Source organism: Arthrobacter sp. HY1533, assembly GCF_027568515.1.
Classification (GTDB): Bacteria; Actinomycetota; Actinomycetes; order Actinomycetales; family Micrococcaceae; genus Specibacter.
In genome coordinates, this window is the sequence record NZ_JANKZF010000021.1 from 48,390 (window position 1) to 70,901 (window position 22,512).

Annotated in this window: 22 protein-coding genes; 11 read left to right on the forward strand and 11 right to left on the reverse strand. The window is 68.4% G+C overall.

Annotation, left to right across the window (positions count from 1 at the left end; genetic code table 11):
- Positions 1-40 precede the first annotated feature (40 nt).
- Entirely contained in the window at positions 41-814 is a 774-nt protein-coding gene (locus PCK14_RS15345; protein WP_269939381.1) for a FadR/GntR family transcriptional regulator, read from the reverse strand.
- Positions 815-956: 142 nt separating this feature from the next.
- Positions 957-2,243: an FAD-binding protein gene (locus PCK14_RS15350; protein WP_269939382.1), complete on the reverse strand. Its 1,287-nt coding sequence runs from the start codon at positions 2,241-2,243 to the stop codon at positions 957-959.
- A gap of 255 nt (positions 2,244-2,498) precedes the next feature.
- Between PCK14_RS15350 and PCK14_RS15355 the strand changes: the two genes are divergently transcribed.
- The 5 genes from PCK14_RS15355 to PCK14_RS15375 all read left to right on the forward strand — a co-directional run bounded on the left by PCK14_RS15355 (position 2,499) and on the right by PCK14_RS15375 (position 7,213).
- Entirely contained in the window at positions 2,499-3,134 is a 636-nt protein-coding gene (locus tag PCK14_RS15355) for a GntR family transcriptional regulator (protein ID WP_269939383.1), read from the forward strand.
- 42 nt (positions 3,135-3,176) lie between these two features.
- Positions 3,177-4,697 carry an MmgE/PrpD family protein gene (locus PCK14_RS15360; RefSeq protein WP_269939384.1) on the forward strand — a complete coding sequence of 507 codons (1,521 nt, stop codon included), beginning with the start codon at positions 3,177-3,179 and terminating at the stop codon, positions 4,695-4,697.
- 1 nt (position 4,698) lies between these two features.
- On the forward strand, positions 4,699-5,628 hold the full coding sequence (prpB, locus tag PCK14_RS15365; protein WP_269939385.1) for a methylisocitrate lyase: 930 nt from the start codon (positions 4,699-4,701) through the stop codon (positions 5,626-5,628).
- Between the two features lie 35 nt (positions 5,629-5,663).
- Positions 5,664-6,803, forward strand: a complete 1,140-nt coding sequence (locus PCK14_RS15370; protein WP_269939386.1) for a bifunctional 2-methylcitrate synthase/citrate synthase — start codon at positions 5,664-5,666, stop codon at positions 6,801-6,803.
- Between the two features lie 80 nt (positions 6,804-6,883).
- Entirely contained in the window at positions 6,884-7,213 is a 330-nt protein-coding gene (locus PCK14_RS15375; RefSeq protein ID WP_269939387.1) for a cupin domain-containing protein, read from the forward strand.
- A gap of 4 nt (positions 7,214-7,217) precedes the next feature.
- On the opposite strand, the gene PCK14_RS15380 is transcribed toward PCK14_RS15375, so the two are convergent.
- Together PCK14_RS15380 and PCK14_RS15385 are read right to left on the reverse strand one after the other, a co-directional pair.
- Positions 7,218-7,730: an 8-oxo-dGTP diphosphatase gene (locus PCK14_RS15380; protein ID WP_269939388.1), complete on the reverse strand. Its 513-nt coding sequence runs from the start codon at positions 7,728-7,730 to the stop codon at positions 7,218-7,220.
- A 51-nt stretch (positions 7,731-7,781) separates the two neighbouring features.
- Positions 7,782-8,267, reverse strand: a complete 486-nt coding sequence (locus PCK14_RS15385; RefSeq protein WP_269939389.1) for a nucleoside deaminase — start codon at positions 8,265-8,267, stop codon at positions 7,782-7,784.
- Between the two features lie 208 nt (positions 8,268-8,475).
- On the opposite strand from PCK14_RS15385, the gene PCK14_RS15390 reads away from it, so the two are divergent.
- From PCK14_RS15390 to xdhC, 3 genes are read left to right on the forward strand one after another with little or no spacing between them, the layout of a single operon-like run.
- Positions 8,476-9,948 (forward strand): xanthine dehydrogenase small subunit, encoded by a 1,473-nt coding sequence (locus tag PCK14_RS15390; protein WP_269939390.1) that lies wholly within the window; start codon positions 8,476-8,478, stop codon positions 9,946-9,948.
- Complete coding sequence (xdhB, locus tag PCK14_RS15395) at positions 9,945-12,290, forward strand: xanthine dehydrogenase molybdopterin binding subunit (protein ID WP_269939391.1); 2,346 nt, start codon at positions 9,945-9,947, stop codon at positions 12,288-12,290. The genes PCK14_RS15390 and xdhB overlap by 4 nt, the downstream gene beginning before the upstream one ends.
- 8 nt (positions 12,291-12,298) lie before the next feature.
- Entirely contained in the window at positions 12,299-13,114 is an 816-nt protein-coding gene (gene xdhC / locus PCK14_RS15400; RefSeq protein WP_269939392.1) for a xanthine dehydrogenase accessory protein XdhC, read from the forward strand.
- A gap of 6 nt (positions 13,115-13,120) precedes the next feature.
- Here the strand turns inward: xdhC and PCK14_RS15405 are convergent, their stop codons facing one another.
- The 3 genes from PCK14_RS15405 to PCK14_RS15415 are packed head-to-tail and all read right to left on the reverse strand — an operon-like array spanning position 13,121 to position 16,731.
- The gene (locus tag PCK14_RS15405; protein ID WP_269939393.1) at positions 13,121-13,756 is read right to left on the reverse strand and encodes a bifunctional 4-hydroxy-2-oxoglutarate aldolase/2-dehydro-3-deoxy-phosphogluconate aldolase; all 636 of its coding nucleotides are present in this window, start codon (positions 13,754-13,756) and stop codon (positions 13,121-13,123) included.
- Entirely contained in the window at positions 13,753-15,381 is a 1,629-nt protein-coding gene (locus tag PCK14_RS15410; protein ID WP_269939394.1) for an N-acyl-D-amino-acid deacylase family protein, read from the reverse strand. Before PCK14_RS15410 ends, PCK14_RS15405 begins: the two co-directional genes overlap by 4 nt.
- 3 nt (positions 15,382-15,384) lie before the next feature.
- Complete coding sequence (locus tag PCK14_RS15415; RefSeq protein WP_269939395.1) at positions 15,385-16,731, reverse strand: alanine racemase; 1,347 nt, start codon at positions 16,729-16,731, stop codon at positions 15,385-15,387.
- Positions 16,732-16,875: 144 nt separating this feature from the next.
- Here PCK14_RS15415 and PCK14_RS15420 point away from each other — a divergent pair, with 144 nt between their 5' ends.
- From PCK14_RS15420 to PCK14_RS15430, 3 genes are read left to right on the forward strand one after another with little or no spacing between them, the layout of a single operon-like run.
- Complete coding sequence (locus PCK14_RS15420; RefSeq protein WP_269939396.1) at positions 16,876-17,895, forward strand: sugar kinase; 1,020 nt, start codon at positions 16,876-16,878, stop codon at positions 17,893-17,895.
- Positions 17,892-18,635, forward strand: a complete 744-nt coding sequence (locus PCK14_RS15425; protein WP_269939397.1) for an IclR family transcriptional regulator — start codon at positions 17,892-17,894, stop codon at positions 18,633-18,635. Before PCK14_RS15420 ends, PCK14_RS15425 begins: the two co-directional genes overlap by 4 nt.
- A gap of 11 nt (positions 18,636-18,646) precedes the next feature.
- Positions 18,647-19,051, forward strand: coding sequence for a RidA family protein (locus PCK14_RS15430; protein ID WP_269939398.1), 405 nt, complete (start codon positions 18,647-18,649; stop codon positions 19,049-19,051).
- A 25-nt stretch (positions 19,052-19,076) separates the two neighbouring features.
- Here PCK14_RS15430 and PCK14_RS15435 read toward each other — a convergent pair whose 3' ends face one another.
- From PCK14_RS15435 to PCK14_RS15450, 4 genes are all read right to left on the reverse strand, one after another.
- The gene (locus PCK14_RS15435) at positions 19,077-19,475 is read right to left on the reverse strand and encodes a rhodanese-like domain-containing protein (RefSeq protein ID WP_269939399.1); all 399 of its coding nucleotides are present in this window, start codon (positions 19,473-19,475) and stop codon (positions 19,077-19,079) included.
- Positions 19,476-19,569: 94 nt separating this feature from the next.
- Positions 19,570-20,697: an aminotransferase class V-fold PLP-dependent enzyme gene (locus PCK14_RS15440; RefSeq protein ID WP_269939400.1), complete on the reverse strand. Its 1,128-nt coding sequence runs from the start codon at positions 20,695-20,697 to the stop codon at positions 19,570-19,572.
- Positions 20,694-21,611: a RidA family protein gene (locus PCK14_RS15445; RefSeq protein WP_269939401.1), complete on the reverse strand. Its 918-nt coding sequence runs from the start codon at positions 21,609-21,611 to the stop codon at positions 20,694-20,696. The genes PCK14_RS15440 and PCK14_RS15445 overlap by 4 nt, the downstream gene beginning before the upstream one ends.
- A complete protein-coding gene (locus PCK14_RS15450) occupies positions 21,608-22,414 on the reverse strand; it encodes an SDR family NAD(P)-dependent oxidoreductase (protein ID WP_269939402.1) in 807 nt (268 codons plus the stop codon). The genes PCK14_RS15445 and PCK14_RS15450 overlap by 4 nt, the downstream gene beginning before the upstream one ends.
- Between the last annotated feature and the right edge of the window lie 98 nt (positions 22,415-22,512).

Consider the following 22,512-nt stretch of genomic DNA (forward strand, 5'->3'; position numbering starts at 1 on the left):
GCTGCCAGAACGGCAGAGGTGGGGTGGCGGGCGCTTTGTGTTAGCGGCTTGAACGGGCGGCTGTTGCGGGGTCCCCGCTGAACAGGCGGTTGTGGATCCTGCTCTCCAGCTGCTGCTTGGTGGTTTCCAGGTGGATCGACATCAAGTCCATGGCACCTTCCGGATCCCCGTTCCCAATTGCCTTGGCAATGGCCTGGTGCTGTTCACCGGCAGTCTCCAGCGGGCCGGCCGCCTCGCCATGAAACAGGAACGTGCTGGTCTGGTGTGAATACCTGCGGATGTTGGACACCGTCGCGTGCAGGAAGACATTGTGCGAGGCCGCCCCCACGGCATCGTGGAACAGGGCATCCGCCTCGGCGAACGACTCGGGGCTGACCCTGGCGGCTTCCAGGCTGCGGGCTGCCGTCTCGCGAATCAAGCGCACCTCTTTGGGTGTCGCCGCCGTCGCCGCCAGGCGCGTTGTCTCGGTCTCGACGAGCGCCCGGTAGTCGAGCAGCATGAGCACATGCTCCATGTCCGTGGGCCGAAAGTCGGCCAGCAGCTCACCGGCCGAGGTGTTGACGGGAGATGCAACGAAAATTCCGGCACCCTTGCGCACGTTGACCCGGCCCATGGCCGCGAGGACCTTCAGCGCCTCCCGCGTGACGTTGTGGGTGACACCAAGCAAGGCGGCCAGGCCCTTTTCGGTGGGGAGCCTGTCGCCCGGTTTCAACCCAGATTCGCCAATGTGGCCCAGGATGCGCTCCGCCACAAGCTCATAGCCCGGCCTGTAACGTTCATCGGACCCATCGGCGGCGCCTTGACCTTCTGACACGGGCACTTCCCTCCCTATTGAAAAAGATGCCAAATATCTTGACAACATATCACTGCGGAGGGCATGGCAAGGCCCGGCACATCGGCTGTCCTCGGCTTGGCGCAGCCAGCCTTGTACTCACCCCGGATGCCTGGGACTTTCGCTAAATGCCAAACACCTTTTCATCCAGGAAGGCGTTGCGGAACTTGCCCTCCGGGTCCAGCCGCTGCGCGAGCTCCACGAAGTCCGCGAAGCGCGGGTACAGGGGGGCCAGGGCGCCGGAGCCGGCGTCGAACACCTTGCCCCAGTGCGGGCGGGCGCCAAACGGCGCCAGGGCAGCCTCGACCGCCTTCACCACCTCCTCCACCGCGGCCTGCTCGCGGAGCCAGGTGAAGTGGAAGGCCACGCTGTCCCGCCCGGAAGCGGTGCTCAGCCACAGGCCGTCCGCGGCAACCGTTCGAATCTCGGCAACCTGCAGCAGGGGCGTGATGATCCCGGAGAGGGCACGCAGGGCGTTGATGGCCGGCACGGCGTGGGCGCGGTCCACCAGGTATTCGGACTGGATTTCCTCACCCGCACTGGGCATGAAGGCCATCCGGAAGTGGGAGAGCCTGTCCTGCCACGGCCCGGCAACGCCCAGCTGTTGCGTGCAATTCACCGCCGAGACGCCCGGCAGCGGGTGCATGGCAGCTGTTGCCGCCGTGCCGCCAAGGAGTTCCGCCGGGTAGTCGTCGGTGCGCCCGTCGCCGGGCCGCTGCTTGAACCAGGCCTGGCCCACAGTGTCCCCGCTCCAGTCGGTGAACAGGCTGACCGAGTAGGCCCGGCCGGTCACCGCGTCGAAGTCCGCCAGCAGCTGCTCCCAGGGGAGGTCCCGGTAGACGTGCTGGGCCACCGTGAAGGCCGGCTCGATCGCCAGGGTGACCTCGGTGACGATGCCCAGCGCGCCGAGCCCCACCACGTACCCGGCAAAGTCGGGGGTGTCCTTGGCGTCCACCTGGCGCACCTCCCCCGTCCCGTCCACCAGCGTCAAGCCGACGACGGCGGCCGCCAGGTTTGCGTTGCCGTCGCCCGAGCCGTGGGTCGCGGTGGCAATCGCGCCGGCCACGGAGATGTGCGGCAGGGAGGCCAGGTTGGCCAGGGCGAAGCCGCGGGCTGCGAGCGCCGTGGCCAGTGCTCCGTAGCTGCTGCCTCCGTCCACGGTGACCGTCATGGCCTGTTCATCGATCCTGGCAAGCGGGGGCATCTTGTCCAGGCAGACCTGGATGCCGTCGCAGTCTGAGATGGCATTGAAGGAGTGCCCGGAGCCCAGTGCCTGCACGGCCGCCGCTCCGCGCACCAACTCCTGCAACTGCTCCACGGTCTCCGGCCGGTGCAGCGCCGCAGCCCGGTAGTGGTGGTTTCCGGCCCAGTTGCTTTCCCGTTCCCTGCCCTGCGTTTGCTGCTGTGCCATGCTGTGGCTCCCTTGCGTTCGCGCCGCTATTTTGGTGTGACTAACAACATATCAGCGCCGGGCCGCGTCCGCCACTGTTTGGGGCCGAAAACCCATGACCACCTGACGAACGGGCATTTGCCTTCGATGTATACATAGTTTTGGCGCGGCCCGGGAATTTTTCAGCCTTTCTCCCAAAATGCGTGTTCTTTGTATACACTGATGATGAAAGCTGGTGCACTGCCCCAGCCGCACCACACAGAACAGGGAGGGACCATGCGCGCAGGCGAACGGGCCTATGCCGCCCTGTACAGCGACATCATCAATTGGAGGCTCGCCCCCGGAACCGTTCTTGGCGAGGTGGAGCTCTCCGAGCGCCTGGGCGTCTCACGCACCCCCATCCGCGAGGCACTGGCCAGGCTCGTGGCCGAGGGCCTGGCGGAGCCGCAGAGCGGGCGCGGCACGGTTGTCAGCGAAATTTCACTGGACCACCTCGATGAACTGTTTGAGCTCCGCTCCGCACTGGAATGCCGGGCGGCGGAACTTGCGGCCCGCCGCGGCGATCCGGCAACGTTCCTGGCCCTGCACCGCCAGCTCAGCAACGCCGGCGCCCTCATCACCGAGGACGACCCCAGCCGTTCCGGCTACTACCTGCTGGCAGCGGAGCTGGACACCGCCGTCGACGACGCTGCCGGCAACCACTACCTGCGCCAGGCGCTGAAGATGCTGCGCGTGCAGCTGGTGCGGGTGCGCCGCCTGGGCAAGGACAATCCGGAACGGCTGCGTGATGCCGCCCGCGAACACGCAGCCATTGCGCTGGCCATAGCCCACGGCAACCCCGCCGTGGCGAGCGCCGCCACCACCCTCCACCTGGACAACAGCCTGCGCCACCTACTGGGTACGGCTCCCTGACCTGCATTGCCCCTAATGCGAACACCCTTTGAAAGGAACACCATGACCATTGAGCACAACGTGCGCGTGTACAAGAGCGAAGAGAACCTGGCCCGTGAGGACCAGCTGGCCCACAAGATCGCCAAGGTGGCAGCGGACCCCGTGGCCGTGACCGATGAGGTCACAGGCATGATCATCAACCGCATCATCGACAACGCCTCCGTGGCCATTGCCTCGCTGAACCGCGCCCCCATCGTTGCAGCCCGCGCCCAGGCGCTCACCCACGCCCCGTCCACGGGGGGCGCCGGCGCCTCCGTCTTTGGCATCACAGAAAAGGTTTCCCCCGAATGGGCGGCCTGGGCCAACGGCGTGGCCGTGCGTGAGCTGGACTACCACGACACCTTCCTGGCTGCCGACTACTCCCACCCGGGCGACAACATTCCCCCGATCCTGGCCGTGGCCCAGCACACCGGCGCATCCGGTGCGCAGCTCATCCGCGGCATTGCCACCGGCTATGAGGTCCAGGTGGACCTGGTGAAGGCCATCTGCCTGCATGCCCACAAGATTGACCACGTGGCCCACCTGGGCCCCTCCGCGGCCGCGGGCATCGGCACCCTGCTGGGCCTTGAGGTGGAAACCATCTTCCAGGCCGTGGGCCAGGGCCTGCACACCACCACGGCAACCCGCCAGTCCCGCAAGGGCGAGATCTCCACCTGGAAGGCCCACGCCCCGGCATTTGCCGGCAAGATGGCCGTGGAGGCAGCCGACCGTGCCATGCGCGGGCAGACCTCCCCCGTGCCGATCTATGAGGGCGAGGACGGCGTCATCGCCTGGATGCTGGACGGCCCCGACGCCAGCTACACCGTGCCCCTGCCCGCCCCGGGCGAGGCCAAGCGCGCCATCATGGACACCTACACCAAGGAACACTCCGCCGAATACCAGGCGCAGGCGTGGATCGACCTGGCCCGCAAGCTCCACGGCGAGCACCCCGAGGCCACCGACCCGGCCAAGGTGGAGAGCGTGCTGATCCAGACCAGCCACCACACCCACTACGTGATCGGCTCCGGCGCGAACGATCCCCAGAAGTACGATCCCTCCGCCTCACGGGAAACCCTTGACCACTCCATCCCGTACATCTTCACGGTGGCGCTGCAGGACGGTGCCTGGCACCATGTTGACTCCTACTCCCCCGAACGAGCCAACCGCCCCGACACTGTGGCCCTGTGGCACAAGGTGACCACGGAGGAGGACGCGGAATGGACGCGCCGCTACCACTCCCTGGACATCGCCGAGAAGGCGTTCGGCGGCACGGTGGTCATCACACTCACTGACGGGACTGTCATCACCGAGTCGATCGCCGTGGCCGACGCCCACCCGCTCGGCGCCCGGCCCTTTGCCCGCGAACAGTACATCAACAAGTTCCGCACCCTGGCCGCGGGCCTGGTCGAGGAAGAGGAGATCAACCGCTTCATCGCGGCAGCGGAGAACCTTCCCAACCTGGCCGCCGGGGAACTGGACCAGCTCAACATCACGGCAGCTCCCGGCGTCGTGGACCTGGCCGCGGCACCCAAGGGCCTGTTCTAACATGCTGTACTCCAAGAAGTCCGCTGAGGAAAAGCGCCGGGAGCTGCGCGCCATGCTGGTCCCCGGCGCGGCCGTGCAGTTCCCGGGGGCCTTCAACCCGCTGTCGGCCCGCCTCATCGGGGAGAAGAAGTTCGACGGCGTGTACATCTCCGGTGCCGTGCTGGCCAACGACCTGGGCCTGCCGGACATCGGCATGACCACCCTGACCGAGGTGGCCGCCCGCGGCGGGCAGATTGCCCGCATGACGGACCTCCCCTGCCTGATTGACGCCGACACCGGCTTTGGCGAGCCCATGAACGTGGCCCGCACCATCCAGGAACTGGAGAACGCGGGCCTGGCCGGCTGCCACATCGAGGACCAGTTCAACCCCAAGCGCTGCGGCCACCTCGACGGCAAGAACATGGTGGATTTGGACACGGCCGTCAAGCGCATTGCCGCGGCCGCCGATGCCCGCCGGGACCCGAACTTCCTGATCATGGCCAGGACGGACATCCGGGCCGTGGAGGGGCTGGACGCCGCCATCGAGCGGGCCAAGGCCCTTGTCGACGCCGGGGCGGACGCCATCTTCCCGGAGGCCATGAAGGATGTGACGGAGTTTGAGGCCGTGTGCAAGGCCGTCAATGTCCCCGTGCTGGCCAACATGACGGAGTTCGGCAAAAGCGAGCTGTTCACCCGTGACCAGCTCGCCGCGGCGGGCGTCGCCATGGTCATCTACCCTGTCACCCTGCTGCGCAGCGCCATGGGTGCGGCCGAGCGCGTGCTCGACGCCATCAGCGCGCACGGCACACAGGAATCCGCCGTGCCCGACATGCTGACAAGGGCGCGCCTTTATGATCTGGTTGACTATGAGGCGTACAACCAATTCGACACCGGCATCTTCAACTTCCAGGTCCCCGGCCTGGACATCACGGGCAACAACGCGAACCTCTAGAACAACAACACACGTTTCACGAAGGAGTGCACACAGTGGGCGAAGAAGAAGTACGCAAGGGCCTGGCCGGTGTGGTTGCCGACTACACCGCCGTCTCCAAGGTCAACCCCGAATCCAATTCCCTGCTCTACCGCGGCTACCCCGTGCAGGAACTGGCAGCGCACAAGTCCTTTGAGGAGGTTGCGCTGCTCCTGTGGACCGGCGAGCTGCCCTCCGAGGCGGAGCTGACCTCCTTCGAGGCGTTTGAGCGGGCCAACCGGGCCCTGGACAGCCGGGTGCAGGCGGCGATCGACCTGCTGCCCCTGGACTGCCACCCCATGGACGTGGGCCGCACGGCCGTCTCCGTGCTGGGCGCGGCCCACCCCCTGGCCGAGGACTCCTCCCCCGAGGCGGAGCTGGACAAGGCAAAGTCCTTGTTTGCCCAGTTCCCGGCCGTCGTGGCGTACGACCAGCGCCGGCGCCGCGGGCAGGGCCCCGTGGAGCCCCGAGTGGACCTGGACTACTCGGCCAACTTCCTGTGGATGGTGTTTGGCGAGGCCGCGGCGCCCGAGGTGGTGGATGCGTTCCGCGTGTCCATGGTCCTGTACGCCGAGCATTCCTTCAATGCCTCAACGTTCACGGCCAGGGTCATCACCTCCACGCTCTCGGACCTGCATTCGGCCGTGACGGGCGCCATCGGCGCCTTGAAGGGCCCATTGCACGGCGGCGCCAACGAGGCCGTCATGCACACCTTCGATGAGATCGGCATCCGTGCCGACGAGTCCCGGGAGGAGGCCGCTGCCCGCGCCAAGGAGTGGATGGAGGCAGCCCTTGCCGCCAAGAAGAAGGTCATGGGCTTCGGGCACCGCGTCTACAAGCACGGCGACTCCCGCGTGCCCACCATGAAGGCCGCCCTGGAGCGCATGGTGGCCCACTACGGGCGGCCGGAAATGATGGGCCTGTACGACGGACTCGAACAGGCCATGGATGAGGCCAAGGCCATCAAGCCGAACCTCGACTACCCGGCCGGGCCCACGTACCACCTGATGGGCTTTGACACCGACATGTTCACGCCCATCTTCATTGCCGCCCGCATCACCGGCTGGACGGCGCACATCATGGAACAGCGCGCCGCCAATGCGCTGATCCGGCCCCTGAGCGCCTACAACGGGGTTGCAGAGCGCCACCTGGGGTAGTTGGAAGCCCGCCTGTGTCCACGGCCACAGGCGGGAGGGTACCCTTCAAGCAACGCCCCGTTCAGCCCACAAGGAGCATCATGGAAAAATCGTCCCTGACAGCACTGGCACGGGAGCTCCTTGCCGCGGCGAAGACCAAGAGCAGCGGCCGCAGCTCCCGGACCGTCGTGGGCGGCCATGAGCGGGTCCTGCGCCAAACCCTGGTGGCTCTGACATCCGGGAACTCGCTGGATGAACACGACAACCCGGGCGAGGCCACCGTGCAGGTCCTGCGCGGCCGGGTGCTGCTGCGCTGCGGCGACGTCGAATGGGAGGGCTCACCCGGCGACCACCTCGTGGTGCCGCAGGCCCGGCATTCGGTGCACGCACTGGAGGACTCGGCGTTCCTGCTGACGGTCGCCAAGCCCTAGCCTGCTAGCTGCCCTGCCCGTCCCCGGGCAGGGCGCCGCGGGCCGCCGTGTGGGTGCTGGAGGCCACGGTTTCATTGTCGGCATTGAGCACCACGCGCCAGTCGCCGCGCTCCCCGGCCAGGAAGGCCGGCAGCCAGTGCCCGGCATCGGCCCACATATTCTCCAGCGGCAGCTCATCGACGGGGTACCAGCGGGGTGCAATTTCGCTGCTTTCCTGTGCCTCCCCGGCGTAGCGCCGGGCCAGGAACACCGTTGTAAACATGTCCCACTCGGGCCGGGCGGGGAACACGAACTCAACCGTGCCGGCCGGTTCCAGGTCCAGGGGCGCCACGCTGATGGAGGTTTCCTCAGCGACCTCCCGGCAGATGGCCGCCACGGTGCTCTCCCCCGGCTCCACATGCCCGCCGATGCCCACCACTTTTCCCGTGCCGAAACCGGTCTTTTTCAACCCCAGCAGCACCTGCTCCACGCCGTCGAACGTGCGCAGCAGGAAGCAAAGGGTCACGGGGGCACTCATGGGACCAGCTTAAGGCCTGGCCCGGCCAGGCCCCGACAGGCGGCCCAGCCGCTAGTAGTCGATCCGCCCGGTGTTGGCCCGCCACGCATCGAACGGGTCCACGGCACGCCCGGCCTCCGGTTCCGCCTTGGCCACCGGCATCAGGGCGCGGTCGCCGGCAGCGTCAAAGTACTCGTAGAACAAGGCGTCGTCGAATCCGGCGTCCGCCGCGTCATGGCGGTCGGCAGCGAAATAGACATGCCCGATCCGGGCCCACAGCGACGAGGCCAGGCACATGGGGCAGGGCTCACAGCTGGAGTAGAGGGTGGCCCCGGACAAATCGAAGCTGCCCACGCCCTGGCAGGCCGCCCGGATCGCTGTCACCTCGGCGTGCGCGGTGGGATCCAGGGTGGCCGTGACCCGGTTCAGCCCGGCAAACTCCCGGCCGTCGGCGGTGACCACAATGGCCCCGAACGGGCCGCCATTGTTGCGGACGTTCTCCGTGGCCAGTTCAACGGCCTTGGCGAGGAAGTGGCTGGGCTGCTGTGAATCGTCCATGGGCTTTTCCTTGTGTTCGTGCGCCGGGATGGGGCCGGCCGGCCACTGGGTCGCTTTGGCTTGAGACTAGCAACGCGCCCCAGTGCTGACAATTCCCTGGCCACTCCGCAACCCGGGCACTCCTGCCCCCTTGCCCCGGGCTGACAGGCATGTACGCTCTGTGTCATAAGGAACTGCATGCTTTCGACAATGAAGTTGGAGCACCACCATGAACAACCCCGACCCCCTGGCCGACACGGAGCCGGCATTCACCGTCAACGGCACCGTGCGCCCCTTTGGCCAGGTTTCCGCACACACCACGGCCCTTGACTGGCTGCGGGACAACGGCCTCACGGGTGCCAAGGAAGGTTGCGCCGAGGGTGAATGCGGCGCCTGCGCCATTCTCGTGGCCCAGGGCGATGGGAACGGTGGAACATCCTGGACGGCTGTCAACTCATGCCTGGTGCCCATGGCCTCCCTGGATGGACAGGAACTGGTGAGCGCCGAGGGCCTGGGCACGCCGGAGCACATGCACCCCGTCCAGGCGGCCATGGCCGCGGCCGGCGGGTCCCAATGCGGCTACTGCACGCCGGGATTTGTGTGCAGCATGGCCTCGGAGTACTACCGCAGGGACAGAACACCGGCGCCGCAGGGGCCTGATGGCGGCGGGGGCGAAACGGGCCCCAACGGCTTCGAACTGGAGTCCCTCAGCGGAAACCTGTGCCGCTGCACGGGCTACCGCCCCATCCGCGATGCCGCCTACGCACTGGGCCCGCCCGGCAACGACGCCATGGCCGGCCGGGCGGAATCGCCGGCACCGGCGCCCCGCAACACCCTGCTGGAACGCACGGACGGGGTCTTTGTCCGCGCCACAACGCTGCCGCAGGCCCTGGCGCTGCTGTCCGGCAACCCCGAAGCCGTGCTCGTGGCCGGCAGCACCGACTGGGGCGTTGAGGTCAACATCCGGGCCCGGCGCGCACCGCTGGTCATCGCCATTGACAGGATCCCGGAACTGGACGCCATCATGGCCACGGACACGGAGATTGAGATTGGTGCCGCCGTCCCGCTGTCCGAGATTGAACGGGCCCTGGGCGGCCGGGTGCCCATGCTGGCCCAGCTCATCCCCCAGTTCGCCTCCCGCCTGATCCGCAACCGGGCCTCACTGGGCGGAAACCTGGGCACCGCCTCGCCCATCGGCGACAGCCCGCCGGCCCTTCTGGCCCTGGACGCCCAGATCATCCTGGCTTCCGCCGACCGCGAGCGCGCCATGCCCTTGTCGGAGTACTTCACCGGCTACCGCACCACAGTGCGGCGAGCCGACGAGCTGATCAAGTCGGTCCGCATCCCCCTGCCGCTGGACAACGTCAACGCCTTCCACAAGATTGCCAAGCGGCGCTTCGACGACATTTCCAGCGTCGCCGTCGCCTTCAGCCTGCACATCGAAGATGGGGTGGTCGCCACGGCCCGGATCGGGCTGGGCGGGGTTGCCGCAACGCCGCTGCGGGCCCGTGCCAGCGAGGATGCGCTCACCGGCCGGCCCTGGACCCTGGAGACTGTCCAGCGCGCCGCGGCCGTGCTCGGCGCCGAGGGGACGCCGCTGGATGACCACCGGGCCAGCGCACGCTACCGCTCCCGCATGCTGTCCAACGCCCTCCTCAAGCTCCATGCCCTCAACAGCCCCAGCCAGGAGGCCCCGCAATGAGCCAACTCTCCCAGCGTCCGGCCTTCCCGGCCGTGGGCTTGGCCGCCCCCCACGAAAGTGCGCGGCTGCATGCCACCGGACAGGCCCTCTACACGGATGACCTCTCCGCGCGCATGCCCGGGGCACTCACGGCATGGCCCGTGCCGTCCCCGCACGCGCATGCCGGAATCCGGTCCATGGACACCTCCCCTGCCATGGACGTCCCGGGCGTGGTCCGGGTGCTGACGGCCGCGGACGTTCCCGGCCTCAACGACTGCGGCATCAAGGGCGACGAACCTCTCTTCCCGTCCGAGGCCATGTTCATGGGCCACGCCGTCGCCTGGGTGCTCGCGGAGGACCAGGACGCCGCCCGTGCCGGGGCAGCCGCCGTCGTTGTTGAGTGGGAGGTGCTGCCCTCCATTGTGTCCATCACCGAGGCCATTGCCGCCGGCTCCTTTCAGGGGGCCAGCCGCACGGTGCGCCGCGGGGATGCGGCTGCGGCGCTCGCCACGGCGGACAGGGTGCTCTCCGGGGTCACGGAGTGTTCCGGACAGGAGCATTTCTACCTGGAAACCCAGGCGGCCCTGGCCACGGTGGATGAGGGCGGGCAGGTCTTTGTGCAAAGCAGCACCCAGCACCCCTCGGAGGCACAGGAGATCCTGGCCCATGTGCTGGCCCGGCCGCACCACGAGATCACTGTGCAGAGCCTGCGCATGGGCGGCGGCTTCGGCGGCAAGGAGATGCAGTCGCACGGCTTCGCCGCCATCGCGGCCATCGGCACGCTGCTGACCGGCCGTCCCGTCCGTGTGCGCCTGAACCGGACACTGGACATGACCATGACGGGCAAGCGCCACGGTTTCCACATGTCGTGGGATGCAGGCTTCTCCGACGCCGGGGAGCTGCTGGCACTGAAGGCACAGCTGACCTCCGACGGCGGCTGGTGCCTGGACATGTCCGAGGCCGTCATGGCCCGGGCCCTGTGCCACGTGGACAACGCCTACTTCATCCCCAACGTTGAAGCAACGGGGCGCGTGGCCAAGTCCAATGTGACCTCCCAGACGGCGTTCCGCGGATTTGGCGGACCCCAGGGGATGCTGCTGGTTGAGGACATCCTGGGCCGTGCCGCACCGCTGCTGGGGCTGACGGCGGAGGAACTTCGCAGCAGGAACTTCTACAGGGAAGGGCAGAGCACGCCCTACGGCATGCCCGTGCGCCACGCCTCCCGGATCACCACCATTTGGGAAGAAGCCCTGGAGCGAAGCGGCTTCGCCGGGCGGCGCCGGGACATCGAGGCCTTCAACGCAGCCCACCCGCACAGCAAGCGGGGGCTGGCCATCACCCCGGTCAAGTTCGGGATCTCCTTCAACCTCGTGGCGTTCAACCAGGCCGGCGCCCTGGTGCACGTCTACAAGGACGGCTCGGTGCTGGTCAACCATGGCGGCACCGAGATGGGCCAGGGCCTGCACACCAAAATGCTCCAGGTGGCGGCCACCGCCCTGGGCCTGCCCCTCACGGCGGTCAGGCTTGCCCCCACCCGAACCGACAAGGTGCCCAACACCTCGGCCACTGCGGCAAGTTCGGGCGCCGACCTCAACGGCGGGGCCGTCAAGAACGCCTGTGAACAGATCCTGGAGCGGATGGCACAGGTGGCCGGCGGCATGCTGGGGGTCTCCGCCCGCGACGTCCGCTTCACCGAGGGCCGCGCCACGGCCCTGGGCGTTGCAGGATCCGGCTTCAGTTTCGCCGAGGTTGCCATGAAGGCGTACCTGCAGCGCGTCCAGCTCTGGGCGGCCGGCCACTACCGCACCGAAGGCCTGCACTGGGATGTCGAGTCCATGCAGGGCGAACCCTTCAAGTACTTTGCCTACGGCGCCGCCGTGGCCGAGGTGGAGGTGGACGGCTTCACCGGCGCCTACACCCAGCGCCGCGTGGACATTGTGCACGACGCCGGGGACTCCCTCTCCCCCATGGTGGACATTGGCCAGATCGAGGGAGGCTATGTCCAGGGGGTGGGCTGGCTGACACTGGAGGACCTGCGCTGGGACGAGGGAACGGGGCCGGGCCGGGGCAGGCTGCTGACCCAGTCCGCGAGCACGTACAAGCTGCCGAGCTTTTCCGAAATGCCCACGGTGTTCAACGTCCACCTGCTGCAGCACGCCGAGGAAGAGGGCGCCGTCTACGGCTCCAAGGCCGTGGGCGAGCCCCCGCTCATGCTGGCCTTCGCCGCCCGGGAGGCGCTCCGTGACGCGGTGGGGGCCTTCGGCCCGGCGGGCCGCAGCGTCACCCTCGCGTCCCCGGCAACGCCGGAAGCAGTGTTCTGGGCCGTCGAGGAATCCCGCGCGGCCGCCGCTTCGGAAGCGTAGCCTGCGCCATGGACTGGCTTGAGGCGCTGGCCCGGCTGCGCGAACGCAACGAGCCGGCGGTCCTGGCCACGCTGGCCCGCGTGCGCGGCCATTCCCCGCGCGAGCCCGGGGCCAAGATGGCCATTTCCGCCACCGGGCTGTGGGGCACCATTGGCGGCGGGAACTTCGAGGCCGACGTCGTGGACCGGGCCCGCGAACTCATTGCCACCGGCCAGCCGCAGACGGAACTGATGGCGTTTGCCCTCAATGACAAGGTGGCAACCCGCCACGGCGTGCAATGCTGCGGAGGCGAGGTGGAGGTGCTGTTGGAGCTGCTGGGCCCGCGGCGGACCGTGGCGGTCTTCGGCCTGGGCCATGTGGGCTACGAGATCGCGCACATCCTGGCCAGGCAGCCCGTCAACCTGGTCCTTGTCGATTCCCGCCAGGACGCCGTGGCCCCGGAGCGGATGCAGCCGCTGCTGGCGGGCCAGGCGGCCGTGGCCGTGCACCACGCCCCGGCACCTGAGGTGGTCCTGGCCGGGCTCCCGCCGGGCGCAACCATCCTGGTGCTGACGCACGACCACGCCGAGGACCTCATCCTGTGCGAGGCAGCCCTGCGGTCGCAGCCGTCCTACATTGGCCTCATCGGCTCCCGCAGCAAATGGCAACGCTTCAGCCGTCGCCTGCGGGCCGAGGGGCACGATGACGCCGCGATTGCCCGGATCACCTGCCCCATCGGGCTGCCCGGCATCACCGCCAAGGACCCGGCCAGCATTGCCGTGGGCGTTGCCGCGGACCTGGCCATGCGCTGGGAAAAGTCCCCCGCCGGCCAGGCCCCGTCCTAGCTGTCCCTAGCGCAGGATGGCCGTGAACGCGGCGGCCCGTGCGCTGATGTCCTCCCAGTCGCCCGCAGCCACCACGGCGGGCGGAACCACGGCCGTGCCGCAGCACACTGCCAGGGCGCCGGCGGCCAGGTACTCGCCGGCGTTCGCGGCGTCGATGCCGCCCGAGGGCAGCAGCTTCACACCCGGGAACGGGCCCTGCAGGTCCTTCAGGTAGCCCGGGCCCAAGGCACGGGCCGGGAAGATCTTCACCACGGCGGAGCCCAGGTCCAGCGCCATGGCCACCTCGCTGGGGGTCAGGGCGCCCAGCGAGAACGGGATTCCGGCGTCGGCGGCCACCTTGGCCACCTCGGGGCGGATGCCGGGGGTGACCAGGAATTGGGCGCCTGCATCAATGGCGGCCCGGGCCTGCTCGGCGTCAAGCACAGTGCCAACACCCACCACGGCGCCGTGTTCGGCGGCCGTTTCTGCGGCGCGGGCCACGTGCTTGAGCAGGTTCGGGGTGGTGTAGGTCAGCTCCACCCCGTGGATGCCGCCGGCCACGAGGGCGCGGCACAGCTCGCCGGCGTCGGCAATGTCGGGCGCACGGACCACCGCGATGGTGCGGTCTGCTTCAAGCCGGGCAATGAATTCGGAGTTGTTCATGGGATGCTTCGGGTTCCTTCCGGGGTGTGGCGCAGGGCCCTGCCGGCAAGTGCGCCGGTGGGCAGCCCCGCCGCGATGGCGGGCACGCCGTTGACAAAAACATGGTGGATGCCAACCGCGGGCTGGCGCGGCTGGGTGAAAGTGGCTGTCGCGTTGACGGTTGCGGGGTCGAACAGCACCAGGTCGGCGGCAAAGCCCTCGCGGAGAAGCCCGCGCCGCAGCAGCTTCAGCCTCCGGGCGGGACGGCCCGTCAGGTGGTGGACGGTTTCCTCCAGCGTCATCAGGCCCAGTTCCCGGCAGTAGTGCCCCAGGTAGCGAGGGAAGGTGCCCCACGCCCGCGGGTGCGGCTTGCTGCCCACCAGGATTCCGTCGCTGCCGCCCGTGTGGGCGCGGTGGACCATGATGGCCTGCACGTTTTCCTCGTGCCCCACGTGCTGGAGGATGCCTGTGGCCAGCTCGTCCCGGACCAGGATGTCCACAAACACCTCAAAGGGATCGCTCCCGGCGGCCTCGGAAATGCCGGCAATGGTCTGCCCCACGAGCGGTTCGAGTGCGGGGTTCCGGACGCCGGCAATTTCCAGGGTCTCCCATTCCGCCGGCACACCGTGGCAGCCGTCGGAGCCAAGGACTTCAACCTCGTGCCGGATCCGGGCCAGGGTGGCGGGGTCCTGCAGCCGCACCATGGTTGCGGCTGTGCCGCCGGCCGAGGCCCAACCGGGAAGGATGGCCGAAAGCGTGGTGGCACCGGGCAGGTACGGGTACGAGTCCAGGGTGACGTCCACGCCGTCGTCTATGGCGGCATCAATGAGCTCCAGGAGTTCCGGCGCGCGGCCCTTGTTGGGCGCGAAGTTCATGGTGGCGTGGGCCAGGTGGAGGGGGCAGCCGCTGGCCCGGCTGAGTTCCAGCATCTCGGCGTACGCCTCCAGCGCGCCCCGGCCGTAGGAGCGGTGGTGTGGGGCGTAGAAGCCACCGGCCCCAGCCACAGTGGAGCACAGTTGTGCCAATTCCGCCGTGGTGGCGTACATGCCGGGGGTGTAGCTGAGCCCCGAGGACATGCCCACGGCGCCCTGCTCCATGCCGGCCCGGATCATCTCCTGCTGCGCACCGAGCTGCGCCTGCGTGGCTGGCGCGTCGCCGAAGCCGCACACCACGGCCCGCACGGTCCCCTGCGGCACCAGGTAGGCGGCGTTGACGGCGATGCCGACATCCAGGCGGTCCAGGTACTCCCCCACGGTGCGCCAGTTGAAATCAAGGTCCGCCGGATCCCCGTTCCAGCCGGCAATCTGCTGCCGGATGCCTGCCAGCGCTGCATCGTCCACGGGGGCGTAGGAGAGCCCGTCCTGGCCCAGCAGCTCGGTGGTGACGCCCTGGCTGAGCTTGGCGTAGTGGCCCGGCTCATGCAGCAGCGCCAGGTCCGAATGCGCGTGCATGTCGATGAACCCCGGACTGAGCACCAGGCCCGAGGCGTCGATGCAGCCGGCCGCGCCTGCATGGGTGCCGGGCGCGTCAATGGACTCGATGCGCCCGTTGGCCAGCACGACGTCGGCCGCGTACCTGGGTGCGCCGCTCCCGTCCACCACGGTGGCGTTGGCGATGATGGTCCGCGCCGCGGGTGTGTCCCCCACGTCCTAGAAGAAGGTGTGGACGAGGCCCACAACCCGGTTGTCTGTGCCCGTGCGGGCCAAGACGGGGATGAGCGTCCACTTGTCGAAGGCCGTGCAGGGGTGGGAAAGGCCCAGGCGGACCACGTCGCCGATGTTGACTGCCGTGGTCTCGGGGTTGAAGCGCAGGTAGCAGTGCTGGTCGTTGACAGCCGTGATGGCGGCATCGTCCAGAACTGCCATGTCCCCACCCAGGGAGCGGCCAATCTGCTGGGGTTCGGGCATGCCTTCATCAACGGGCATGTCCCGCTTGCCGGCGTCGAGGATGGCCAGGCCCGGCTCCGGTGTCGAGACCACGCGCGCCCAGGCGTGCATGGCGGAGGCGAACTGCCGCGGTCCACCCGGGACCTCAGCCGCCCGGGCGAAGGGTGAGATGCCGCGGTAGAAGCCGTCGTCGTGGACCATGTAGGCTCCGCTGCGCAGCATGACATCCACGCGGGGGCCGCCGTCAGTTCCGGCCGTGATGCAGCCGGCAAGCTCCTGAACAACATCGTCAAAGTAGGCGCTGCCGCCGGCCGTGATGATGATGTCGGCGCCGGGTGCGTACAGTTTCTCGGCCAGAAGCTGCTCGTGCAGCTCCCGCAACGCCCGGAGGTAGCCGCGCACGGTGGTGAGGGCGCCGTCGTCGGCGGAATGGGCCAGGGATCCTTCATAGCCGCCCACGCCCACCAGGCGCAGCCCCGGCTCGGCGGCGACGGCCCGGGCAACCTCAGCCGCCTCGGCGACCGTGCGGGCACCCGTGCGACCGCCCCCGCCGCCGAGCTCGACGATCACATCCAGGACGGCGCCGGGGTGGGCGGCAAGCACGGTTCCCTGCAGGGCCACCGTCTGGGCCGAGTCGATCCAGGACACCACCTCGAAGCCGGGCCCCTGGTGTACGGCAAGCCAGGCGACGGCCTGCGGGTCTGTGAGGCTGTTGGCCAGCATGATGCGGCGCACGCCGAAGGCGTGGCCCACGCGCAGTTGCGAGGCGTTGGCCAGCGTGATGCCCCAGGCGCCATGGTCCAGCTGGTCCCGCCACATCTGCGGTGCCATGGTGGTTTTGCCGTGGGGCGCCAGCAGCACGCCGTGCCCGGCGCACCAGCGTGCCATCGTCTCCACGTTCCCGGCCATGGAGTGCGCATCAAGGGTCAGCACGGGCGTCTGCAGGCTCGCGAGCGTTGCGCCGGAGGACGCGTATTGGGCCGCGGTCTGGCCGTGGGCAGCGGCGGGAAGGGACTTGTAGCGCCAGGAGAGTTCCACGGAGTCCAGTGCGTCCACCTTGGCGGAATCAATTCCGGGCACGTCGGTGCCCCTGTCTGCTGTGGCGCCCATGGCCCGTTTCCTTTCAGTTGGCAACCTCGCGTTGCGCATGTTGCAACGGCTGTTGCAAAGATGTCCGTGACATGTCTAACATGGTCAGGATTTGCCCGTCAAGGCGGCAGGCGACCCACCCCGGAGAGGAAGTGCCGTACATCCATGCGCCCAGTTGTCTGCATTGGAGAAACCATGGCCATGCTCACGCCCACAGGCCAGGTGCCCCTGGCGGAGGCCACCGAGCTTTTCTACGGCGTGGGCGGCGCAGAATCAAACGTGGCCGTGGGGCTGGCGGCCATGGGCGTTCAGGCGCACTGGGTGGGCCGGGTTGGCCGCGACGGCTTTGGCACCCGGATTGTCAACGAGCTGAAGGCGCATGGTGTCGGCGTCAGTGGTGTCGAGGTCGACCCGGAGCGGCCCACCGGCCTGTACGTCAAGGTCCCGGCGTGCCCGGCCGCCGGCATTGCCGAGAGCTCGGTCATCTACTACCGCAGGGGCTCGGCTGCGTCGGCCATGGACGCGGCCATGCTGGCCCGCAGCTCCGTGGCGCCGCTCATCGAGAACGCCGGGCTGGTGCACATCAGCGGCATCACCGCCGCCCTCTCCCCCGACTGCCTGGACATGCTCACGGCCCTGCTGGCCGCCCCGCGCAACGGCCGGATCATCACCTTTGACGTGAACTGGCGGGGACCGTTGTGGACCCGGGCCGACAAGTCGGTGCTGCGCACCCTGGCGAACCAGGCCGACATTGTCCTGGTGGGCGCCGACGAGGCCGTGCCGGCCTTTGGCACCACCACGGAGGCTCAGCTGCGCGAACTGCTGCCTGACCCCTCGGCCATTGTGCTCAAGAACGCCGAGGTCTCCGCCATCGCCCTGCTGCACGACGGCGGTCGCATCGAGGTGCCGTCCCTGGCGGTGGATGTCCTGGAACCGGTCGGGGCAGGCGACGCGTTTGCAGCCGGATACCTCAGCGGCCTGCTGTCCGGCCTGGACCAGCGCTCCTCCCTGCGGCGCGGGCACCTCAGCGCGGCCTGCACCCTGACGGTTCCCGGGGACCGGGGGCCGCTGCCCGACGCCGCAACACTTGACCGCGTACTGGGCTGCTCCGAGGCCGAATGGGCGGCAACACGCGTGGCCCCGGGCCTGCTGGACTGCCCCGCCCTGGCGGAAGGTGCGGCGTGAGCCAGAGCCTGGCCCGCGCCCTGGGGCTGCTGTCACGGCTGGCCGAACAGCCCGCCACGCTGGACGGGCTGGCGGCGGGGGCCGAGGTGCACAAGACCACCGTCATGCGGTTGCTGCAGACCCTTGAAGCCGAACATTTTGTGGCACGCAACGGGGCCGGTGAGTTCATGCTGGGGCGCAAGTTCTTTGAGTTGTCCTCCATGGCGCTGGAACAGCGCAACATTCGGGACGTGGCGCGCCCCCACCTGGCCCGGCTGAACGAGGCAACAGGCCACACGGTCCACCTGGCGCAGTTGGAGGGAAAGGAAGTTGTCTACATCGACAAGTTCGAATCCCGCCACCCCGTGCGCATGTACTCACGCATCGGGCTCACTGCCGCACTCCACTCCGCGGCAGTGGCCAAGGTGATCCTGGCCGACATGCCGGCGGCGGAGCGCGAACGCATCGCCGCCGGGCTGGACTATGTCAGGATGACGGAGAACACGCTGGCCACGCCCGCCGAGCTGCTGGACGAGCTGGAGCAGGTGCGGCGCCAGGGCTGGGCACAGGACAAGTCGGAGCATGAGGCCTTTGTGCACTGCATCGCCACACCCATCAGGGACGCCTCGGGCCGCGTGGTCGCCGCAGCATCCTTCTCGGTGCCCGTGGTCCTGCTCGCCTACGAGGAATTGCTGGCACTGCTGCCTACACTGACCGCCGGAACAAACGCCATCTCCAGGGACCTGGGCTGGCAACCATGAAAGGGAACCCCATGAGCGAAAAAACCGTAGTACTGACCGAAAACGCCCCGGCCCCCGCACACGTCTTTTCACAGGGAGTGAAGAAGGGCGGCCTGTTTCAGGTGTCCGGCCAGGGCGCCGTCGACCCCGCCAGCAACGAGTACATCGGCGCCGGTGACGTCCGGGCCCAGACACGCCGCACACTGGACAACGTCAAGGCCATCCTGGAAGCCGGGGGCGCCAGCGTTGAGGACGTCATCATGTTCCGCGTCTACCTGACCACGCGCGATGACTTCCCCGCCATGAACGAGGTCTACGGCGAGTTCATTGCCGAGAACGTCCCCAGCGGCGCGTTGCCCTCACGCACCACTGTCTTCGTCGACCTCCCGCACGAGGTCATGCTCGTGGAGATCGACGCCCTGGCAGTCACGGCCTAGCCAACCACCTCTTGCGCTTGCATCCCTAGTCAGCCGTGACGAGCGGATCGCTGGGCGGCAAGGTGACGCCGTCGGACGTTTCCACGGGCAACCCGTTGCGGGCCCAATACTCGATGCCGCCCAGCATTTCCCTGACCGGATAGCCCAGCTCGGCGAAGGCCAGCGCGGCGAAGGTGCTGCCGTTGCAGCCTGGCCCCCACGAGTACACCACCACTGGCGTACCGGCGGAGATGAGCACGGCAGCCTGGGCCGGGACGAGCGCCGTGGGCAGGTGCAGGGCACCCGGGATGTGCCCGTGCGCCCAGGAGGCGTGGCGGCGGGTGTCGACCAGCACAAACTCCCCCGATGCCAGCCGCCCGTGGACGTCCATCACGTCAACCTCAAACGCCAACTTGCTGCGAAAGTACGCTGTTGCTTCACTCATGGACCCAGCATAGGTCTCGACAGGCTCGACCACCGGCGGGACAGGCTATCGACCACCGAAGACAGGCTCGACCACCGGCGGAGCCGCAGAAGTCCTAGCCGATGGTTTCCAGTGCCGTCCTGACGCGTTCAAGCACCACGGGAACCTGGCCGGGCTGCAGCAGGTCGGGGGTGAGCCAGAATCCGAGGGTCACGCCCACCGCCAGCTGCGGGTAGACGGCCAGGCGCGGGTTGCCGTCGTCGAAGCTGCCCACGACGGCGGCCGCCCGGCCGGGATCGTCGATGGCCACGTGCAGGCGCGGCACGTGCTGGCCCGCCTCGTTGATTTCCTCGATGGTGGCGCGCACCCCGGGCATTCCCGCCAGGCCGTCGTGCCACACCTGGACGTCCTGTCGCCAGCCACGCCGCAGCGCTTCATGGTCCAGGGCCACAAACCGCTCCACGGCCGTCAGCAGGCCGGCGATCTCCTCCTTGCCGGCCTTCAAGGCACGCCCCCACCGCTGGTGCGGTGCCCCGTTTTGCCGGACAGCCTCGATGAAGCCTTCCCGGCCCACCATGAGCCCCGAGGCCTGCGGGCCGCGCAGGGCCTTGCCGCCGGAGAAAATCACGGCATCGGCGCCAAGTTCGGCACTGAACCGCCTCAGGTTCCCGGCCGGGGGAAGTTGTGCAGCGGCGTCGACAATGACGGGAATTCCGGCCGCATGGGCGATCCGCACCACCTCTTCCAGTGGCAGCGCCATCTGGGGCATGTGGGCCCCGACAACATAGAGCACGGCAGCGGTGTTGGCATTGATGGCGCTTTCCAGCTCCCAGGCAAATGTGCCCAGCATGTCGCCAATTTGCCGGATCGTCCCGCCGGCCAGCGAAACGGCCCGGTCGTAGGGGATCCGGTGGGCCGCGTGCATGATGACTTCGTGGGGTGCATGCTGGTGGCCGGGCAGTTCGGGCAGCCGGCCGGGGTCGCCGCCGTTCCTGGCAGCGAGGACCGCAAGCACAATCCCGGCCGCGCACCCGGAGGTGACGTAGGCGGCCTCGTTGCCAGTGGCCTCGGCTAGGCGCCTCCCGGCGGCCAAGTGCAGCTCGTGCATGTTGACGTAGGCCCCGGCCGCGGCATTCATGGCTGCCAGCACTTCGGGCGACATGAGTGAACCACCCAACACCGTGAAGGTGGCAGCGGCGTTGATGGTGGTCTTCAGGCCCAGGCCCTCATAGAAGGCGCTCATACCGTGGCGCCCTGGCCGCTGCCGGCCGCCCACATTTCCACCTCGACGATGAGCCCCGGAAGCAGGTCCGCGCCGACGGCGGTGCGCACGGGCCGCGGCTCGGGCATCATGTCGCGGTAGACCTCGTTGAAGGCAGGCCAGTGAGCCAGGTCCGTCAGGAAGACATTGACCTTGAAAACATCGGCAAGGGTGCAGCCGGCCGCCGCCAGCTGCCGGGCGCAGTTCTCCAGCGTCAGCCTGGTCTGCTCCTGGATGCTGCTGCCTTGGATGCTGCCGTCGGGCAGTATGGCGGCCTGGCCGCTGATCACTGTGAGCCTGGCGCCGTCGACCTGCAGGACAGGCGAATAGGGGCCCGCCGTGACGTGCTGCGAGGCGCCCTCAGGCACGGATTTGGCGGGAACGCTCCCGGGCTCCGGGAGCACCGGCGCTGCAGGGCCTGAGGCCCGTGGGAAGGAGCTGGGCAGGTAGCCAAGAAACCCCTTGATTTTCCATCCTGCCGCCGTTTTGTGGCAGAAGTACAGGCTCTGCCAGTCCAGCTCCCGCACTGAACCATCAAGGCGCAGGGCGGTTCCGTCGAATTTCTTGTGCGCCACGGCGGAGGTGCCGCTGATGTCAATGTCGCGCAGGATTGTGGCCCCGAAGAGGGCGCCCGCGGGGTCGACCATCGTGGCCAGGAAGTCGCGGCTCTGCGCCAACCAGCTGTCCCGGTAGGCCTCGAGGGAGCCAAAGCCGAGGGTCCAGGAGTCGGGGCTCGCCTTGCCGCCGCCGTCCATGCCGAAGAATCCTTCCGCCATGAAGTCCGGGGCGGTTGCGTCCCAGTCGCCTGCCGCGAAGGCCTCGATGTCACGGGTCACCAGCATGTCCCAGACCTCCCGCCGGTCGGGGTCGTGGGTGAAGGGGTTCATGGCGCTCATCGCGTCCTCCGGGTAAATGAGTTGTTGTACAGGGCGGTGGTGAGGCCCGCGTCGACCAGCAGGGTCTGGCCGGTGATGCTGCGGGCGGCGTCGGAGAGCAGGAAAGCCACGGTGTCCCCGCAGTCACGGGCTTCAACCACGTGGTTGAGCAGTTGAAAGTCATCGGTGTGGGTGTCGATCCAGCCCTCGGGATCGTCCGTGAACCCGCGGATGAGTTCAACGTTTTGGGCCGCGTGGACATAGCCGGGGGCCACGGCATTGCAGCGGATGCGGTGGGGGCCAAGGTCCACCGCGATGCCACGGGTCATGCCGTCGACGGCGGCCTTGGCACCGGCGTAGACGGCATAGCCCGGAGCCGTGGCCGTTCCGTGCACGGAGGAGATGTTGACGATGGCCCCGGCGCGCCCTGCGGCAATGGCGCGGGAGGCAAAGGCCCGGCTCACAAGCCAGGTGCCGCGAACGTCAACGCCGTGGATGCGCTCGAACTCGGCGGCCGTGACCTCGTGGAAGGGCCGGTTCAGGCCGATGCCGGCATTGTTGACCACACCGTGGATGGGGCCGGCCAGCGCCGCAGCCTCGTCAAAGACGCGTTCAACATCCGCCTCGACGGAGACGTCCCCGACGAGCGAGAGAAGCTGCGGGTGGGCCGCACGCAATTCCTCTGCCGCCGCTGCGGAAACATCCATGCCGACCACAGCAGCTCCGCAGGCCTCGAGCGCCTCAACGATCCCCCGGCCCATTCCCTGGCCGGCCGCCCCCGTGACCAGGATGGTTTTTCCCTCAAGTGGTCCCGCTGGCTGCATTGCCCGCCCCTTAGTTCAATTATCGATAATTGCAATGTTGTAAGGTGATCATGGCAACAAAATGTTGTCAAGGTCGGTCCGGGACGCAAGCCACCCCG

Bases quoted from the DNA above. Each gene is read 5' to 3' on its own strand.
- xdhC (WP_269939392.1), top strand. From the start codon at position 12,299: ATGGACTGGCTTGAGGCGCTGGCCCGGCTGCGCGAACGCAACGAGCCG.
- xdhB (WP_269939391.1), top strand. From the start codon at position 9,945: ATGAGCCAACTCTCCCAGCGTCCGGCCTTCCCGGCCGTGGGCTTGGCC.
- PCK14_RS15390 (WP_269939390.1), top strand. From the start codon at position 8,476: ATGAACAACCCCGACCCCCTGGCCGACACGGAGCCGGCATTCACCGTC.
- PCK14_RS15435 (WP_269939399.1), bottom strand. From the start codon at position 19,475: ATGAGTGAAGCAACAGCGTACTTTCGCAGCAAGTTGGCGTTTGAGGTT.
- PCK14_RS15405 (WP_269939393.1), bottom strand. From the start codon at position 13,756: ATGAACAACTCCGAATTCATTGCCCGGCTTGAAGCAGACCGCACCATC.
- PCK14_RS15445 (WP_269939401.1), bottom strand. From the start codon at position 21,611: ATGAGCGCCATGAACCCCTTCACCCACGACCCCGACCGGCGGGAGGTC.
- PCK14_RS15360 (WP_269939384.1), top strand. From the start codon at position 3,177: ATGACCATTGAGCACAACGTGCGCGTGTACAAGAGCGAAGAGAACCTG.
- PCK14_RS15415 (WP_269939395.1), bottom strand. From the start codon at position 16,731: ATGGGCGCCACAGCAGACAGGGGCACCGACGTGCCCGGAATTGATTCC.
- PCK14_RS15385 (WP_269939389.1), bottom strand. From the start codon at position 8,267: ATGGACGATTCACAGCAGCCCAGCCACTTCCTCGCCAAGGCCGTTGAA.
- PCK14_RS15355 (WP_269939383.1), top strand. From the start codon at position 2,499: ATGCGCGCAGGCGAACGGGCCTATGCCGCCCTGTACAGCGACATCATC.
- prpB (WP_269939385.1), top strand. From the start codon at position 4,699: ATGCTGTACTCCAAGAAGTCCGCTGAGGAAAAGCGCCGGGAGCTGCGC.
- PCK14_RS15420 (WP_269939396.1), top strand. From the start codon at position 16,876: ATGCGCCCAGTTGTCTGCATTGGAGAAACCATGGCCATGCTCACGCCC.
- PCK14_RS15450 (WP_269939402.1), bottom strand. From the start codon at position 22,414: ATGCAGCCAGCGGGACCACTTGAGGGAAAAACCATCCTGGTCACGGGG.
- PCK14_RS15440 (WP_269939400.1), bottom strand. From the start codon at position 20,697: ATGAGCGCCTTCTATGAGGGCCTGGGCCTGAAGACCACCATCAACGCC.
- PCK14_RS15430 (WP_269939398.1), top strand. From the start codon at position 18,647: ATGAGCGAAAAAACCGTAGTACTGACCGAAAACGCCCCGGCCCCCGCA.
- PCK14_RS15350 (WP_269939382.1), bottom strand. From the start codon at position 2,243: ATGGCACAGCAGCAAACGCAGGGCAGGGAACGGGAAAGCAACTGGGCC.
- PCK14_RS15380 (WP_269939388.1), bottom strand. From the start codon at position 7,730: ATGAGTGCCCCCGTGACCCTTTGCTTCCTGCTGCGCACGTTCGACGGC.
- PCK14_RS15375 (WP_269939387.1), top strand. From the start codon at position 6,884: ATGGAAAAATCGTCCCTGACAGCACTGGCACGGGAGCTCCTTGCCGCG.